A 17,593-nucleotide genomic window follows, 5' to 3' on the forward strand; every position below is an offset into this window, starting at 1 on the left:
CGCCTCGCCGATGGGGCATTTCTCTACCCGAATTCAACTGTGACACAGAGCACTTTCACGCAAGACCCCGATTCCCCGTCACACCCACCGAGCGGAGATCACCATGACTCAATCCACCCCCGGCACCTGGGCAGGTCCGAGACACCGCAGCGCCGTCACCTGGATCGTCGCCATCGCCACGATCGCGATCATCTTCGACGGGTACGACCTCGTCGTGTACGGCACCATCCTCCCGACGCTGATGAACGATCCCGGCCAACTCGGCGAGATCTCCGCTCAGCAGGCCGGCGCCCTCGGCTCGTACGCGCTGATCGGCGTCATGGTGGGCGCACTCACCGCGGGCGCGGTGGGCGACTACCTCGGCAGGCGCCGGATGATGCTCGTCAACATCGCATGGTTCTCCGTGGGCATGGGACTCGCCGCGCTGGCCACGAACGTCACCATGTTCGGCCTGCTGCGGTTCTTCACCGGCATCGGCGTCGGGGGTCTCGTCGCCACCGCGGGCGCGATGGTGGCGGAATTCGCCCCTCCCGGAAAGCGGAACCTGTACAACGCGATCGTCTACAGCGGCGTTCCCGCCGGCGGTGTGCTCGCCTCCCTCCTCGCGATCGTCCTGCGCGACACGATCGGGTGGCGCGGCCTCTTCTGGATCGGTGCACTGCCTATCGTGATCCTCCTTCCGCTGGCCCTCGCGAAACTGCCGGAGTCGCCGAAGTGGCTCGTCGCCCGCGGGCAGGAGGACAAGGCCCGTCGCGTCTCCGAACGGACGGGTATCCCGATGCCCGGCGCCGAGGAGATCGCCGCGGACCGGGCGTCGGTCGAGAAGGTCGGCTTCGCGGCACTCGCGACGCGCCGTTACGCCTGGGGCACCGCACTTCTCGGCCTGATGAGCTTCTCCGGCCTGCTGCTCACCTACGGCCTCAACACGTGGCTTCCGAAGATCATGGAGGACGCCGGTTTCAACGCGAAGGGTTCGCTGTCGTTCCTGCTCGTCCTCAACGGCGGCGCCATCCTCGGCGGCCTGATCGCCTCGAAGGTCGCCGACGGCATCGGACCGCAACGCGTCGTCGCCACCACATTCGGTCTCGCCGCGATGGCCCTGATCCTCCTGACGCTCGGCTTCCCGCTTCCGGTGCTCCTCGCGTCCGTCGCCGTCGCCGGAGTCGGCACCATCGGCACCCAGGTCCTGATCTACGGATTCGTCTCCAACTACTACTCGACGTCCGCGCGCGGCGCCGGGGTGGCCTGGTGCGCCGGATTCGGCCGGCTGGGCGGTATCTTCGGCCCACTGATCGGCGGCGCCCTGATCAGCGCCGGCATCAGCAGCCAGGTGGCGTTCTACGTCTTCGCGGGCATCGCCGTCCTGGGCGGGATCGTGACGTTCTTCGTCCCGCGCCAACGGGATACGGTTGCGACCACGAGCGAGGAGTCCTACTCCACCGTCCAGGTGTCGTGACCGGTCAGCAACCGCTGCAGCGAACCGTCGTCGACCGGGTCCGTCTCCCGCGCGATCTCGTTCTGCAGACGCACCATGTCGTCGTACGTGTCCCGCGCGACGCTGCGGAACACACCCGTCACGGTATGGGTGAGGTCCTGGTCGGACAGCCTCGACAGTGCGTAGGCGTAGTCGGGATCGTCGGTGTGGGCGTCGTGCACCACGATCTCGTCCCGGTCGACGTCGGCGGTCGCGACGACCTTCAGGCCGAAACCCGATCGGACGACGCAGTATTCGCCTGAACCGCCGAACACGATCGGCTCGCCGTGGACCAGCGGGATCAGGCGCTGCTCCGAACCGTCCTTGCGGAGGACGTCGAACGAGCCGTCGTTGAAGATCGGGCAGTCCTGGTAGATCTCCACGAAGGACGTGCCGCGGTGGGCCGCCGCCTGCCGCAGCACCTCCGTCAGCCCCTTGCGGTCCGAGTCCATCGCGCGGGCCGCGAACGTCGCCTCGGCGCCCAGCGCGAGGGACAGCGTGTTGAACGGGTGGTCCACCGACCCCAGCGGGGTCGACTTGGTGACCTTCCCGACCTCCGACGTCGGGGAGTACTGGCCCTTCGTCAGCCCGTAGATCCTGTTGTTGAACAACAGGATCGTCAGGTTGACGTTCCGGCGCAGGGCGTGGATGAGGTGGTTGCCGCCGATCGACAATGCGTCGCCGTCGCCGGTCACCACCCACACCGACAGGTCCGGACGCGTCACCGCCAGACCCGTTGCGATGGCGGGCGCGCGACCGTGGATCGAGTGCAGACCGTACGTGTCCAGGTAGTACGGGAACCGGCTCGAGCATCCGATGCCGGAGACGAACATCAGGTTCTCGCGTCGAAGGCCCAGTTCGGGCAGGAAACTTCGGATCGTCGCGAGAATGACGTAGTCTCCGCACCCCGGACACCAGCGGACCTCCTGGTCCGACGTGAAGTCCTTCGCCTTCTGCGGTTCGTCGGTCCGGGGCACGTGCGCCGTGGCACTCAGTCCCAGATCCGCACCGACACGACTGATCATCCGCGTCACGCCGACTCCTCCTGCCGGGGTCCGGTCGATCGATAGGTCGCCGACGCGAGCGCGTCGGCGGTCTTCGCGAGTTCGTGCTCCCGCAGCGTCCCGGCCAGCGCGGAGTCGATCACCTCGTGCAGTTCGTCGCCGAGGAACGCGAGGCCCTTCACCTTCGTCACCGACTGAACGTCGACGAGGAACCGCGAGCGGAGGATCATCGCGAGTTGTCCCAGATTCATCTCCGGGGCGACGACGGTCGCGTAGCTGCGAAGCACCGCACCGAGGTTCGCGGGCAGCGGGTTCAGGTTGCGCACGTGCACGTGGGCAACCTTCTTGCCCTCACGGCGAGCACGCCTGCAGGCCTCGCCGATGGGCCCGTACGAACTTCCCCACCCGACGAGCAGCAGGTCGGCCTCCCCCGACGGGTCGTCGACGACGGCGTCGGGAACGGTGATTCCGTCGATCTTGGCCTGACGCAACCGGACCATCAGGTCGTGGTTGGCGGGATCGTAGGAGATGTCGCCGCTGCCGTCGGCCTTTTCGAGACCGCCGATGCGGTGTTCGAGCCCGGGAGTTCCCGGTATCGCCATGGCACGCGCGAGCGTCTCCCGGTCGCGGACGTACGGTGCGAACTCGCCGTCCACCGGTGGTGCCGTCTCGTAGCCGGGATCGATCCGGTCCAGTTCGGACACGTCCGGGACGGCCCACGGTTCGCTGCCGTTCGCGATCGCACCGTCCGACAGCAACAGCACCGGGGTGCGGTACGTGAACGCGATCCGGGCGGCCTCGACCGCCGCGTCGAAACAGTCCGCGGGTGAGCACGGTGCGATCACGGCCACCGGCGACTCGCCGTTGCGCCCGTACATCGCCTGCAACAGGTCCGACTGCTCGGTCTTCGTCGGAAGACCGGTGGACGGACCGCCGCGCTGGACGTCGATGACGAGCAGCGGAACCTCCGTCATCACCGCCAGCCCGATCGCTTCGCTCTTCAGCGCCAGCCCGGGCCCGGACGTGCTCGTCACCCCGAGCGCACCGCCGATCGACGCGCCCAGCGCCGCGCCGATCCCGGCGATCTCGTCCTCAGCCTGGAACGTGGTGACGCCGAGATTCCGGTGCTTGCTCAGCTCGTGCAGGATGTCCGACGCCGGGGTGATCGGATAGGTGCCGAGGAAGACGTCCCGCGACGCCAGCCGCCCCGCGGTGACCACCCCGTAGGCCAGGGCCGTGTTCCCGGTGACCTGGCGGTACGTGGCCGGTGGGAGCGTCGCCGCCGACACCTCGTACGTCGTCGCGAAACTCTCCGTCGTCTCCCCGTAGTTCCACCCGGCCTTGAACGCGAGCAGATTGCCCTCCGCGATCTGCGGCTTCTCCGCGAACTTGACCTGCAGGAACCGCTCGATGCCGTGGGTGGGGCGGTTGTACATCCAGGACAGCAGCCCGAGCGCGAACATGTTCTTCGCCCGCTCGCCGTCCTTCCGGCTCAGTCCGGCGGGTTCCACCGCACCCGACGTCAGCGTCGACATCGCCACCGGGTGCACCACGTAGTCGTCGAGGGAGTCGTCGTCGAGCGGGCTCGTGGCGTACCCGACCTTCGCGAGATTCCGCTTGGTGAACTCGTCCGTGTTCACGATGATCATGCCGCCGCGCGGCAGATCGGCCACGTTCGCCTTCAACGCCGCCGGGTTCATCGCGACCAGGACGTCCGGGCGGTCGCCGGCCGTGAGAATGTCGTAGTCCGCGATCTGGATCTGAAACGACGACACCCCGGGCAGGGTGCCCTGCGGCGCCCGGATCTCGGCGGGGAAGTTGGGCTGGGTGGCGAGGTCGTTGCCGAACGCCGCCGCCTCCGACGTGAACCGGTCGCCGGTCAACTGCATACCGTCGCCCGAGTCGCCGGCAAAGCGGATCGCCACCCGCTCCAGCTTCGTGGAGTTCGCGTCCGTCATGAATGCACCGTCGTCATGAATTGCACCGAATCCTTCGACTCGTGTTCGCTCTGACCAGCAGCTTCTAACCTCACCGTACAAGCGTTCCCAATTTTCGCCAGGAAGACGCCGAAATAGCGCGTCGCGATACGGTGTGTGACGTGAGTGACCCAGGGAAAATCGAGTTCGTCGGACATTCCCGCGAGCTCGCCGAACTCGAGGCGGCCCTGCACGAGACGACCCGGAACGCGCCCGTCGTCGTGGTCGTCGAAGGCGTGCCGGGCATCGGCAAGACGACTCTGGTGGAACATTTCCTCGCCGCGCATCCCGATGTGCCCGCGTTCTTCGCGGTGTGTGCCCGGTGGGCGTCGAGCCGTCCCTTCGGAGTCGCCGAACAGCTCCTGGGTACGGCCGTCAGGTCGCAGGACCCTCTCGACGTCGCCCGTGAATTCGTCACTTCGGTGGGTCCGCGCGCCGGTGATGCGCCGTTCTTCGTCGTGGTCGACGACGCGCACTGGGCAGACCTCGCGTCGCTGCAGTCGCTGACCTCCGCCGTGCACCTGCTCGACCGTCCGGCCGTGATCGTCCTCGTCACTAACCCGGAACCACCCGACGGTGTTCCCGCGGACGTCCTCGACGTTCTCGACCGGCACAGCCGCCATCGGGTTCGTGTCCGCCCCCTCGCCGCGTCCGACGCTCGCGCCCTCGCGAGCAGCCTCGCGCACGTCGACCTTCCCGCCCCGCTCGCGCACCAGCTGGTCCAGCACACGGCCGGGAACCCGCGTCATCTCACGCAACTCCTCCAGGAAGTCGATCCGGTCGACTGGGGACGCTGGCAGGCGGTCCTCCCGGTGCCGCACACGTTCGCGGCGAAGGTACGGTCGCTGCTGTCCGAGGCCTCACCGCAGGCCCGGGCGCTCGCCGAAGCGGCCGCAGTCCTGTCCGGGAATCCGAGATTCGCCGACGCCGCCGCCCTCGCCGGCATCGAACACCCGGTGGACGCGCTCGACGAACTTCACCAGGCAGGCCTCCTCACCGCCGGTGAGCACCGCGGTGTGATCGTGCTGACCTTCCCGTCCCCACTCACCCGCGCCGCCGTCTACCACAGCCTCGGGCCGATCCGAAAGCGCGACCTGCACGATCACGCCGCACGGATCGTCGAGGACGAGGGCAGGCGACTGGACCACCGCGCCGCGGCGTCCCCGTTCGCCGACCCCGCGCTCGCCGACGAACTCGACCGCTACTCCGCGAGCAGGGCGACGGTCGGGGCGTGGTCGGCGGTCGCAGACGCACTGATCAAGTCGAGCCGCCTCACCGCGGATCGGCGGGAACGCGAGCAGCGGTTGATTCGCGCCGTCGACGCCCTCCTCGGCACCGGAAATCTCTCTCAGGCAGTGGCTTTCGCCCCGGAGATCGAGAGTTTCCCGGAAAGCCCGTTGCGCGACGCCGTGCTCGGCTACCTCGCGATCCAACGCGGCCGTCGCGCGGAAGCCGAGACGCTGCTCACCCAGTCCTGGGCCGCCTGCGACCCGGAGACCGATCCGGCCACCGCGGCCTTGATCTGCCAGCGCCGCGTCCTCGACTCGCTGGCCCGCTGGGACGGACCGGACCTCGTCGAGTGGGGTTCCCGGGCAGTCGCTCTCGTCGATGCGGCTGATCCGTCGGCCGTCGAATCCGCGGCGATCATGGGGCTCGGACTCGCGGCCACCGGCCGGATCGCGGAGGCGAGGGCACACTACGACACCCTGTCCGCGAAGATCGCCCTCGGCGCCCAGTCCCAGCGCTTCGACATGGCCCGGGGCTGGCTCGACCTGGCACTGGACGATCCCGAAGCGGCGCGCCAGGAACTCGAGAGTGCCGTCCCCACGGCCTTCCGGATGGGCTCCACCCGCATCTCGCTGTGGGCGCAAGCCTGGCTGGCGCGAACACAATTCGCCCTCGGCGATTGGAACGGCGCCATCGCCACCGTCGACCGTGCCGCGCACGAACTCGAGGACGCCACGCTCGACCTCCTCCGGCCCCTCGTCCATTGGACCGGCGCGCAGACCCACGCGCTGCGCGGGAACTGGCCCGCGGCACAGGAGCATCTCCGCCGCGCCGCCGCGAGTTCTCACGACTACCCGATGATGTTCATTCCGTCCGCCCTGGCGCGCGCCCAGTGCGCCGAAGTGGAGACCGACTACGCCGCCGTCATCAGGGCGCTGGAGCCCCTCACCCGTCTGGAACCCCGGGAGGGCGTCGACGAGCCCGGTTTCTGGCAGTGGCCCGACGTGTACGCGAATGCGCTCGTAATGACCGGGCACGTCGACGACGCGGACGCGTTCCTCACCCCGCACGAGGAACGGGCCGCAGAACGTGGGCACCGGTCCGCGATGGCGCGTCTCGGCTACGCTCGCGGTCGCATCGCCGGTGCGCGCGGCGACATCGACACCGCCCGGGACGTGTTCGAGACTGCGCTGACCCAGCTCGACACGCTGCCCCTCCCCTACGACCGCGCCCGGGTGAACTTCGCGTACGGCCAGACCCTGCGCCGGGCAGGCAAGCGACGCGAAGCGGACGCCGTCATGCAGGCCGCGCGGGAAGGGTATTCCGCGCTCGGCGCCACCGCCTACGTGCAGCGGTGCGACCGCGAACTGAAGGCAGGTGGCCTCAACGTCAAACGCAGCCGGTTCACGCTCGAGGAACTGACCCCGCAGGAACGGGCGGTGACCATACTCGTCGCCGGTGGAGCCAGCAACAAGGAGGCGGCGGGCGAGCTGTTCCTGTCCGTCAAGACCGTGCAGTACCACCTGACCCGCGTCTACGCGAAGCTCGGCATCCGCTCGCGCAGCGAACTCGCGGCGCAGTTCCGCGACCAGGAGTGACGTCCCGGGTGGCGGGAAACCCACCCCGAGGGTGCCTGTTCCGGGCACCGCCGTCCGGCCAGGCTGGATCTCGACCGATGCAGCCGACCCACCGGAGTACCGAGATGGATGACACGATCGACGCAGTACGAGCCGACCGCGAACTGAAGACCACACACCGCGCCATGTGGGCGCTCGGCGACTACCCCGCCGTGGCCACCGACGTCATCGCGGACCTCGGCCCCGCCCTGGTGCGGGCGAGCCGGGTCAGGCCCGGTGACCGTGTCCTCGACGTCGCGGCCGGTTCCGGCAACGCCGCCATCCCCGCGGCGCTGTCCGGTGCGAGCGTCGTCGCCGGTGACCTCACCCCGGAACTGTTCGACGCCGGGCGCCGCCGGGCCGCCGAACTCGGCGCCGAGGTCGAGTGGCGCGAAGCCGATGCCGAGGCGATGCCGTTCGCCGACAACGAATTCGACACCGTGATGTCGTGCGTCGGTGTCATGTTCGCCCCGCACCATCAGGAGAGCGCCGACGAACTCGTCCGCGTCTGCAGGCCGGGCGGGACGATCGGACTGCTCAGCTGGACCCCCGAGGGGTTCATCGGGCAGATGTTCGCGACGATGAAACCGTACGCACCCCCGCCCCCTCCCGGCGCGCAGCCGCCGCCGCTGTGGGGTCGCGAAGACCACGTCCGGGCGTTGTTCGGACATCGGGTGACCGATGTCGTCGCAGCCCGGCGCACCGTCCGCATCGACCAGTTCCGGACCCCGGAAGACTTCCGCGACTACTTCAAGACCCGCTACGGCCCGACCATCGCGGTGTACCGGTACATCGCCGACGACCCCGCCCGGGTGGCCGAGCTCGACCACGAACTCGCCGACCTTGCACGGCGTTTCGACCACGACACCGGCAGCACCGTGATGAACTGGGAGTACCTCCTGCTCACCGCGCGGAAGTGGTAGCGAGCTCGACCACGATCCTGCTCTCGTTGCCCGGATCGGCAGCGTCGTACCAGATCTTCGTCGCCTGACCGTCGAGAACGGGTGCGTCGCTGCTGATCAGCATTCGCCGCCGAACCCACCGCTGCACGTCGTTCGCGTCGACGAACGTGAACGTCACGACCGTCAGGATCGTGCTCGGGCCGAACGGGCGCGGCGTGAACTCGCGATAACCCTTGTCCGTCACGGTCCCCACCGTCTGCGTCCCCGACCGCACGGTGCGCGCGGCCGCCCGCCTGCGCGAGCTCGTCCGGGCCCGGATCGGTGTGGGCGGCGGCGTACAGCCACCCGGCACCGAACCCGAGAGCCGCCGTCGCCGGACCGTACAGCGGGCCACCGCGGCCGTGCTTGACACACAGGCTGATCCAGCTGATCAGACCGAGCAGGGTGAGCGAACAACCGGCGACGAACAGCATCACCAGGACCGCCGCCGCCTTCCGGGCGGACGGACGCCGGCCCAACTGCGCGGCACGCCGTTTCGCGGCAGGGTCGACAGTGCTCATCATCGGCCGATGATGTGTCGCCCAGGCGGCGTCGACGTCAGGCGTGCTGGGTGAAGCCCACCTGGCCGGGACGGCGGTTCGGGGCGTACCCGAGCTGGGCGAGGGTCTCGTCGGCATCGGCGTAGGTCTGACCGATCCGGTAGATGTCGCGGGCCTCCTTCCCGGTGGCCACCTCCCGGCCCAGCTCCCCGGCCACCCGGACCAACTGCTCGACCTGCGCGACCGACGTCATCTTCTCGCCCTTACGACCCCAGATCGTGTCCTCGTTCCCGCACCGCGGATGCAGACCCATCGCGATCGCCATCGCGTTCACCGGCAACACACTGCGCATCAACGTCTCGAGGGTCAGGCACGCACCGTCCGGCACCCGCTGCACGAAATTCATGATGTTGTACGGGTTCGGGCCGTCGAAGCCGCCACCGATGCCCACCCAGGTCAGGTTCAGCGGACCGGTGTACACCCCACGCCGGATGAGCCGCTCCACCGTCTCGAGCTGCGGGATGCTCGACAGCTGGAAATGCGGCTGGATCCCCGCCGCCTGCAGCCGCCGCAGGTGCTCCTCCACCCACGCCGGACCGGCCGGGACCGTCATCTCCCGGTACGCCTCGGCGAGTTCGGGGCGCTGCATCGAGGTGCCGGCGATGTCGTCGGCGGTCATCAGCTCCATGATGTTCATCTGCGAGGTGTTGATCGCGATCGTCACCTGATCCGGCGCCGGATCGAGGTCGGCGAGCATGTGCCGGGTGTCGTCGGAGAGCCACTTCGCGTCCGCACCCTCACCCTCGGGGGCGAACGAGATGGAACCGCCGACCTGCAGGATCATGTCCGGCACGGCCTGGCGCAGTCCGGCGAGCAGTTCGTTGAACTTCGACAGCCGCTTGGAGCCCTTGCCGTCGAGTTCGCGGACGTGGATGTGCAGCACGGTGGCGCCGGCCTCGTAGCAGTCGACCGCCTTCTGCACGTGCTCGTCCATCGTCAGCGGCAGGTCCTCGCGGAAGTCGTCCGGCTCCCACTCCGGGCCGTACGGGGCACACGTGATGACCAGCTTCTCCTGGGTTTCGGGGAAGAGGGCGTCGTCGTGGAAATGCATGGATGTTCTCCGTTCGAAAGGTTGCGGACGGCGGGACTGTGACTCAGCTGACACAACGGTAGCCACGGGATGGGGTCCATACTTACCCTGACGGGACATATTTGTTTCCTGTTCGGGACACCTCGGCCGAGCGGGACGCATGCGACGGAAGGTGACGCGAATGGCCAAGCCCCTCGCCCGGTATGCCGCGCTGACCGGCTTCGTCGAACTGGGCCGCACACTCTCGCTCGACCCGGTGACGCTGCTGACGAGCGTCGGACTCGACCCCGCCGGGCTGGACCTGCAGGACCGCTGGGTGCCCGCGGCGTCGGTCGCCCGCCTCCTGGAGTTGTCCGCGGCGACGTCGGGTCGCCAGGACTTCGCGCTGAAGCTGGCCGAGCGGCGGCGCCTGTCCACCCTCGGTCCACTGAGCGTCGGCATCCGGGACGAGCCCGACGCGCGAAGCGCACTCCGGATGCTGATCCGCTTCCAGCACACGTACAACGAGGCGCTGCACATCCGGCTGGCCGAGCGCGACGGCCTGGCGACGATACGAATCCGCTTCGATCCCGGCGAACCCGTGCCGGTCCGGCAGTCCGTCGAACTGGCGGTCGCGGTGACCCACCAACTGTTGCGGCACCTGCTGGGCGAGCGGTGGCATCCGGTGTCCGTCAGCTTCGAACACGGACGCCCGGCCGACGACTCCACACACCGGCAGTTCTTCGGTGCGCCACTCCACTTCGACGGCGAGTATTCCGGAATCCTGGTCTACACAGGAGATCTGGACGAGCCGAACAGATTGTCCGACCCGCTGCTGCGGTCCTATGCGCAACAGGTCCTCGACACTCTCACCACGCCGGAGGAACCGACCCTCACCAATCGCGTGCGCGAACTCGTCGAACTGCTGCTGCCGAGCGGACGCTGCTCGATCGAGCAGGTCGCCCGCAGCCTCGGCGTCGATCGCCGGACGGTGCATCGACACCTCGCGAAATCGGGAGAGACCTTCACCTCGGTCCTCGACTCCACCCGCGCCGAACTCGCGAAACGCATGGTCACCGGCCGGCGTTACTCGTTGACGGAAATCTCCGAGATGCTCGCCTTCTCGACGCCCAGCAGCTTCTCCCGGTGGTTCCATCAGCAGTTCGGCATGAGCCCTCGCGAGTGGCGCAAACAGACCTCGGGATAGGTGTGCGACTGATGTCCCGAAATGCAAAGAATTCCGTCCCGTAGGGGCAACTAATCGGCTCACGGGCCACGTAGCGTGATGCAGGCCACTATCGGGTCGGGCCGTCGCCCGCATCACACCCGATTCGTTCTCCGTGAAACGAGCCGCCATGACCGCTGAGCCGATACCCACCCCGACACTCGACCGAATGAAGAGTGCGGGAAGCTGGAATCCTCTGTGGGACACCCTGTCCCAGTGGGATCCGGAGTGGACCGAGCAGTTCATGGCCATGAACGCCACGCCCGTGCAGCGTGGGGTGTTCACGCCCGAGTTCGTCGAACTGCTCAGCATTGCCATCGATGCCGCCGCCACCCACCTGTACGCGCCGGGAGTGCGCAGGCACATCCGGGCCGCACTCGAACTCGGTGTGTCCAAGGAGGAGATCCTCACCGTCCTCGAGATGGTCAGCGTCCTCGGAATCCACGCCTGCAATCTCGGCGTGCCGATCCTCGCGGAGGAACTCGACGCGTACGAGTCCCGGCGCCCGGCACACTGAACGCCGCTCCCCCACTCCCTTCCTCTCCATCCGCACCCTCAGGAGCATCCATGGGACCGAATCCCACCACGTCCGAACTCGAGATCGCAGTCGCCGACTTGTCGAGTTCCGTGCCGACCGCCGACCGCCGCACCCGACGCTCCTCGCTCTACCCCTGGCTCGTTTTCGCCCTCGCGTTCGCGTTGCTGCTGTCCGACTACATGTCTCGCCAGGTTCTCAGTGCGGTCTTCCCGTTCCTGAAGGCCGACTGGGCGCTGACGGATTCCCAGCTCGCATCCCTCACCAGCATCGTCGCGCTGATGGTGGGGCTGCTCACCCTCCCGCTGTCCCTGCTGGCCGACCGCTGGGGGCGCGTCAAGTCCCTGGTGCTGATGGCCACGCTGTGGAGTGTCGCGACCCTGCTGTGCGCGATCGCCTCCAGCTACGAGCAGATGCTCGCCGCGCGCTTCCTGGTCGGTGTCGGCGAGGCCGCGTACGGAAGTGTCGGAATCGCCGTGGTTCTCAGCGTCTTCGCGCCACGCGTCCACTCCACGCTCAGCGGCGCGTTCATGGCCGGTGGTTCCTTCGGCTCGGTCGTCGGAGTCTCGCTCGGCGCCGTCATCGCCGTGCACCTGAGCTGGCGCTGGTCGTTCGCCGCGATGGCGGTCCTCGGACTCATCCTGGTCCTGGCGTTCCGCACGATCGTCACCGAACGCCGCCTGGCCGAGCACGCCGCCACCGACGACGCCGCCGAAGCCGTCCGCCCCGACGAATCCGCGATCCGCGTCCCGGTGTCGACACTGTTCACCAACCCGACCGTGTGGTGCGCATACCTCGGCGGCGGACTGCAGATGTTCAACGCGGCCGTGCTGCTCGCCTGGGCCCCCAGCTTCTTCAACCGCTACTACGGCATGGCCCCGGACAAAGCGGGGGCGGTCGCGTCGGCGTTCGTGTTGCTGATCGCCATCGGCATGATCGTCTGCGGCATGATCACCGACCGGGTCGGCCGAAACACCGCGGCCACGAAGTGGACAAGCGCGATCATCTACTGCACGATCTCGCTGACCTCGCTCGGAATCGCATTTCAGCTGGAAACCGGGGCATCCCAGCTGATTCTGCTGGGCATCGGCGCCTTCTTCGCCGCCGGCTCGTCCGGCCCCACCGCCGCCATGGTGGCGGGTCTGACCCACCAATCGGTGCGGGCCTCGGCCCTCGGCAGCCTGACCGTCACCAACAACGTCCTCGGCCTGGCCACCGGCCCCTTCGTCATCGGCATCCTCGCCGACCGCCTCGGCCTGCTCGGCGCCCTGCAGCTGGCACCGCTGGTGTACGTGCTGGCGATCGTCGCCCTGTTCCTCGGCAAGCGGATGTACCCGGCCGGACTCGCGAAACTCGCGGCGCAGAGTGCCGCCGCAGCGGCCAAGGTCTAGGTTTCCGACTCGGCAAGTCCCGGTGGCAGCCGCCGCCGGGACTTGCCGAATGTGGTACACCTCGACGATGCGCTGGAGGGCCTTCGCCGCGTCGACCATCGCGGGGTGACCGTAAGATTCCGGGTCACCACCTGCGTCGGGCACAGTCCCAATCGCACCAACTCCACCGGATCATCCAGGTCGAGGATCCGCAGGTCATCGGGCAACGCGAACACCCCCAGCGCGCGCCGCGAACCCGGCAGCAGCGGGAACGCGAGTCCGACTCCGGGTTGCTTCGGGCTATCCTCGTCGCCGTGAGATCACCCAACCGCGACGCACTGGAGGCCATGGTCGCGGAGTCGACGATCGACTGCTACAACGACAGCGAATGCGTCACCGGCTTCTACACCATGCTCCACGAGAACCTCGACCTGCCGTTGCCGGCACCGCCACCCGACGGTGCCGAGTGGATCGAGGCATACCGCCACTGGCTGAGATAGGTGAGGACACGAGCATGAACACCGGCGACACTGCACCTCCGAGCGCGACCGGGGAGCACCGGATACGAATGACCGAACAGGAGGCCATATCGAATCTGCACACGGTGCTGCACCTCTGCGCGGCCGGTGAATTGCGGTGCAGCGAGAAGACCCACCGCCCCTCCGCGGCGACGGTCGCTGCCGTGGGCTCACAGCTCGCGCACGGCGACTTCTACCTCGACGACCCGATCGCGTCGTTCGCGTGGCCGCTGCTCATTCAGGCGGGGGGGGCTCGCCACGATCGAGAGCGGGCGCCTGCGGCTGACCCCGAAGGGCCGTACCGCCCTGCGTCGGCCGGCGGCCGAGGCGATCTCCCAACTGTGGCGGCGCTGGCTCACCCACGCGGTGATCGACGAGTTCAGCCGAATCGAACAGATCAAGGGTCAGCGCGCACACAACGTCCTCACCTCGGCCCGGACCCGCCGGCAGACCGTCGCTGCGGCTTTGGCCGGCTGCCCACCCGGAGAGTGGATCGGCATGGATTCCCTGTTCACGGCAATGCGACGGAAAGGCATGAGCCCCAACGTCACACGCAGCGAGCGCGCGCTGTGGAAGCTCTATCTCGTCGACCCGCAGTACGGCAGTCTCGGCTACGACGGTTACCACCGGTGGGAGATCCTCGAGGGCCGCTACACGATGGCGGTGCTGTTCGAGTACGCCGGCACGCTGGGCCTGCTCGACCTCGACTACCTCAACCCCACCGGCGCACGGTCGGACTTCCACGCCAACTGGGGCGGTGACGACCTGGACGCGCTGAGCAGGTATGACGGACTGCAGGCGATCCGGCTCACCGCCCTGGGCTGCTACACCCTGGGCCTGACCGACACCTACGAGCCGCCCGCCGACAACCCTCCACCCCGGGTTCTGAAGGTCCTGCCCAACCTCGACATCGTCGCCACTGGAACCCTGTCCCCCGGCGATCAGCTACTGCTGTCCGGCTACGCCGAGCACACCGCGGACCGGGTCTGGACCCTCTCCGCCGCGAGCCTGCTGGCCGCGATCGACGGTGGCCACCACCTCGAGGACCTCACTACCTTCCTCGCCGCGCGCACCGACCATGAGCTGCCCGGCACGCTGCGGACCGTCATCGACGACGTCACCCGCCGAGCCACCCAGCTCACCGACCACGGCCACGCCCGGGTGATCGAATGCACCGATGCCGCACTCGCTGCGCTCATCACCCGTGACCGCGCACTCCGCACACTGTGCCGTCCGATCGGCGACCGCCACCTCGCGGTCCCCGTCGAACACGAACCGAAGTTCCGCAGGGCCCTACACAAACTCGGCTACGCCCTGCCCGGGCCGAACACCCCCTGAGCGAAGACGTCAACGCCGCGACACACAGGACCCGGCGGCGACCCTCGAGCACGACCGGTGGCCGAATCTACTGGTAGTCAGATCCAGTCGATGTGGACGGAGTCGATGTGGTCGAAAGTCCCGGGTAGAGCCCGCCAATTCCTCGCCGACAAGGGCATCCGCGTGGGCTGACGGTCAGTGCCTGCCCCTCCACGGGGACTGCGCCTGCCATTCGGGTATTGCCCAGCCTCGCGTCTCCAACTACAATCGAACGTAAATTCGAATGACCTTGGGGGAGGTTGGTTGTGGGGGCAATGCTTCTCGAGGAATTGCGCGCATTCACGGCGCGACTGCAATGCGCCGAAGCGGCGAGTGGGGATCCGGGGTTGGGCATCGACCTGCTCGATGCGATCGAGACGTTGAAATCGGTCGGGTGCGCGGTGCAGGCGGTGATCACCGACGATGTCGCGACGAGTATCCGTGCGGACCGCAGGGCTCGGAAACGTCCGCGATCCGAGTGGGATCGGGGTATCGCCTCGCAGATTGCGCTGGCGCGCAGGGAGTCTCCAAACCGCGGTGGGCGGCATCTGGGTTTCGCGCAGGCTCTTGTGCACGAGATGCCGCATACGTTGGCCATGCTGCAGACCGGTCGGCTGAACGAATGGCGTGCCACCCTACTCGTGAGGGAGACAGCCTGCCTGTCCGCGACCGATCGGGCTATCGTCGATCGTCAGTTATGTTCGGAACCAGCAACACTCGACGGCGTCGGCGACCGCGGTCTGATCGCGCGGGCCAAGGCCCTGGCGGTGGAACTCGACGCCGCCTCGGTCGTCCGGCGGCATCGCAAGGCCGTGTCCGAGCGACGGGTCACGACAAGGCCTGCCCCGGATTCGATGGCGTATCTGAGTGTGCTGATGCCGGTGGAGCAAGCGGTGTGCCTGCAGGCCACGCTGGGCCGGGATGCGGACAGTCTCATCGCGACCGGAAAGGTGCGGGGTCTCAGCCGAAATCAGCTGATGGTGGACTTGTTGTTCGAACGCGGCACCGGAGCGTCGGTGGCGTCGGGTGTGCCGGTGTCGGTGAACCTGGTGCTCTCGGACGAGACGCTGCTGGCAGGCGGTCACGAGGCGGCGCAGCTTCAGGGGTTCGGGCCGGTGCCGGCCGGGATCGCGCGACAGCTGGTGGCCGACGCCCTCGATGGTGACACCGAGACGTCGTTGCAGCGCGTGTATTCGTGCCCGCAGTCGGGGTCGTTGACGGCGATGGAATCGCAGTCCCGTACGTTCCCGAAGGGTCTGCGAAAGCTGATCGATCTGCGGGATCAGACGTGCCGCACCCCGTGGTGTGATGCGCCGATCCGACACCACGACCACATCCGCTCACGGCGGCGGCGGGGTGCCACGACGGTGCACAACGGGTCCGGCCTCTGCGAGGCGTGCAACTACGCGAAGGAAGGCGACGGTTGGACGGCCCGCCCGATATGCCGCCCCGGCCGCACCCACCTCGTCGACCTGGGCACCCCGACCGGGCACCACTACCGATCTGCGGCACCACCACTCCCGGCCTCCGCGCGGCAATCGGAGGTCGAGGCGGTGCTCATCGCACACGTGCGTGCGTCGTGACAGCGCGATCACGCCAGGACGACACCGACCGCCGGGACTTGCCGAATCAGCTTCGTGAACGCCTCACAAATGCCACGCTTGAGACCATGGACAGCATCAACTCGATGAGTGATCGGTAATGGCCCGGCCGGTACGCGTCGTCGTGCTCGGCGCCGGTTCGTGGGGAACGACGGTGGCCGGTCTCGCCGCCCACAACACGCCGACCCTGCTGTGGGCGCGGAGTTCGGATACTGCGGACGAGATCAACACCGAGCATCGCAACTCCCGCTATCTCGGCGAGCGGGCACTCCCCGACTCCATGCGTTCGACGGCCGACCTGGTGGAAGCGGCGCAGGAAGCCGACGTTCTCGTGGTCGGGGTGCCGTCGCACGCGGTTCGCAGCACGCTCACTCAGATCACCAACGAGGTGCGGGCGTGGGTGCCGGTGCTGTCGCTGGCGAAGGGGCTGGAGCCGGGAACACGCTTGCGGCCCACCGAGGTGATCGCCGAGTGTTTGCCCGGGCATCCGGTCGGGCTTCTCGCGGGCCCCAACATTGCGCGGGAGATCGTCGACGGGCTTGCCGCGGCGTCGGTCGTCGCCACCCAGGACGTCCGGGTCGCCACCGCGTTGCAGCCGTTGTTTGCGTCGGCGGTATTCCGCGTCTACCGGAACACCGATGTGCTGGGCTGCGAACTCGGCGGCGTGCTGAAGAACATCGTGGCCATCGCGTCGGGGATGGCAGACGGACTGGACGTCGGCGACAACACCCGCGCGATGGTCCTCGCACGCGGGCTGGCCGAGATGACCCGGCTGGGCGAGGCGATGGGTGCGAACCCGCGGACGTTCGCCGGGCTCACCGGCGTCGGAGACCTGATTGCCACGTGTATGGCCCCGACTTCCCGCAACCGGCGGGTGGGCGAATTCATTGCCCGCGGCATGACCGTCGAAGAGGCCGTCGCCAAGCTGGGGCAGGTGGCCGAGGGCGTCAAGACCGCCCCCACCGTGATGGAGTTGGCCCGCGACTACAACGTGGACATGCCCATCGCCGCGGAGGTCGAGGCGGTGGTCGCGGGTCGGCAGACGCCGGAAGGCGCCTACCGTGGCCTGCGAAAAGTCGCTGCCGGCGGTGAGGACGAGGTGGCGTGATCGCACAACTGCAACCGGAAGTAGCACTATCTAGACGTTTCTAAGCAATCTCCTAGAAAACTGGGGCAGACTC

The 17,593-nt window shown here is 68.1% G+C and carries 14 protein-coding genes; 10 read left to right on the top strand and 4 right to left on the bottom strand.

Translation table 11 applies throughout. From position 1 onward, the window contains the following. Nucleotides 1-103 precede the first annotated feature (103 nt). Nucleotides 104-1,456: an aromatic acid/H+ symport family MFS transporter gene (locus tag I1A62_RS18930; protein ID WP_124391086.1), complete on the top strand. Its 1,353-nt coding sequence runs from the start codon at nt 104-106 to the stop codon at nt 1,454-1,456. Here the strand turns inward: I1A62_RS18930 and I1A62_RS18935 are convergent. Beyond that, nucleotides 1,432-2,499: a 2-oxoacid:ferredoxin oxidoreductase subunit beta gene (locus I1A62_RS18935; protein WP_219461267.1), complete on the bottom strand. Its 1,068-nt coding sequence runs from the start codon at nt 2,497-2,499 to the stop codon at nt 1,432-1,434. The two genes, I1A62_RS18930 and I1A62_RS18935, sit on opposite strands and share 25 nt — an antisense overlap. A 5-nt stretch (nt 2,500-2,504) precedes the next feature. Continuing rightward, complete coding sequence (locus I1A62_RS18940) at nt 2,505-4,436, bottom strand: 2-oxoacid:acceptor oxidoreductase subunit alpha (protein WP_219459413.1); 1,932 nt, start codon at nt 4,434-4,436, stop codon at nt 2,505-2,507. Nucleotides 4,437-4,576: 140 nt separating this feature from the next. On the opposite strand from I1A62_RS18940, the gene I1A62_RS18945 reads away from it, so the two are divergent. Further along, nucleotides 4,577-7,279 (top strand): LuxR family transcriptional regulator, encoded by a 2,703-nt coding sequence (locus I1A62_RS18945; protein ID WP_219459414.1) that lies wholly within the window; start codon nt 4,577-4,579, stop codon nt 7,277-7,279. Between the two features lie 104 nt (nt 7,280-7,383). Beyond that, nucleotides 7,384-8,220 carry a class I SAM-dependent methyltransferase gene (locus I1A62_RS18950; protein ID WP_219459415.1) on the top strand — a complete coding sequence of 279 codons (837 nt, stop codon included), beginning with the start codon at nt 7,384-7,386 and terminating at the stop codon, nt 8,218-8,220. Here I1A62_RS18950 and I1A62_RS46400 read toward each other — a convergent pair. Together I1A62_RS46400 and I1A62_RS18960 are read right to left on the bottom strand one after the other, a co-directional pair. Beyond that, a complete protein-coding gene (locus I1A62_RS46400) occupies nt 8,201-8,443 on the bottom strand; it encodes a hypothetical protein (RefSeq protein ID WP_257890839.1) in 243 nt (80 codons plus the stop codon). The two genes, I1A62_RS18950 and I1A62_RS46400, sit on opposite strands and share 20 nt — an antisense overlap. Before the next feature lie 353 nt (nt 8,444-8,796). Continuing rightward, nucleotides 8,797-9,849: a 3-keto-5-aminohexanoate cleavage protein gene (locus I1A62_RS18960; protein WP_219455467.1), complete on the bottom strand. Its 1,053-nt coding sequence runs from the start codon at nt 9,847-9,849 to the stop codon at nt 8,797-8,799. A gap of 160 nt (nt 9,850-10,009) precedes the next feature. On the opposite strand from I1A62_RS18960, the gene I1A62_RS18965 reads away from it, so the two are divergent. From I1A62_RS18965 to I1A62_RS18995, 7 genes are all read left to right on the top strand, one after another. Continuing rightward, the gene (locus I1A62_RS18965; protein ID WP_124391082.1) at nt 10,010-11,014 is read left to right on the top strand and encodes an AraC family transcriptional regulator; all 1,005 of its coding nucleotides are present in this window, start codon (nt 10,010-10,012) and stop codon (nt 11,012-11,014) included. Nucleotides 11,015-11,162: 148 nt separating this feature from the next. Then, a complete protein-coding gene (locus I1A62_RS18970) occupies nt 11,163-11,549 on the top strand; it encodes a carboxymuconolactone decarboxylase family protein (protein ID WP_124391081.1) in 387 nt (128 codons plus the stop codon). Between the two features lie 50 nt (nt 11,550-11,599). Next, nucleotides 11,600-12,958: an MFS transporter gene (locus I1A62_RS18975; protein ID WP_124391080.1), complete on the top strand. Its 1,359-nt coding sequence runs from the start codon at nt 11,600-11,602 to the stop codon at nt 12,956-12,958. A 293-nt stretch (nt 12,959-13,251) separates the two neighbouring features. After that, complete coding sequence (locus I1A62_RS18980; protein ID WP_124391079.1) at nt 13,252-13,437, top strand: hypothetical protein; 186 nt, start codon at nt 13,252-13,254, stop codon at nt 13,435-13,437. Nucleotides 13,438-13,821: 384 nt separating this feature from the next. Continuing rightward, nucleotides 13,822-14,793 carry a helicase-associated domain-containing protein gene (locus tag I1A62_RS18985; protein ID WP_257890840.1) on the top strand — a complete coding sequence of 324 codons (972 nt, stop codon included), beginning with the start codon at nt 13,822-13,824 and terminating at the stop codon, nt 14,791-14,793. 284 nt (nt 14,794-15,077) lie between these two features. Beyond that, complete coding sequence (locus I1A62_RS18990; protein ID WP_219459416.1) at nt 15,078-16,394, top strand: HNH endonuclease signature motif containing protein; 1,317 nt, start codon at nt 15,078-15,080, stop codon at nt 16,392-16,394. Between the two features lie 118 nt (nt 16,395-16,512). After that, entirely contained in the window at nt 16,513-17,520 is a 1,008-nt protein-coding gene (locus I1A62_RS18995; RefSeq protein WP_206009709.1) for an NAD(P)H-dependent glycerol-3-phosphate dehydrogenase, read from the top strand. The last annotated feature ends 73 nt before the right edge of the window (nt 17,521-17,593 follow it).

Origin of the sequence: Rhodococcus sp. USK10, from assembly GCF_019378875.1 — a bacterium.
Classification (GTDB): Bacteria; Actinomycetota; Actinomycetes; order Mycobacteriales; family Mycobacteriaceae; genus Rhodococcus_F; species Rhodococcus_F pseudokoreensis.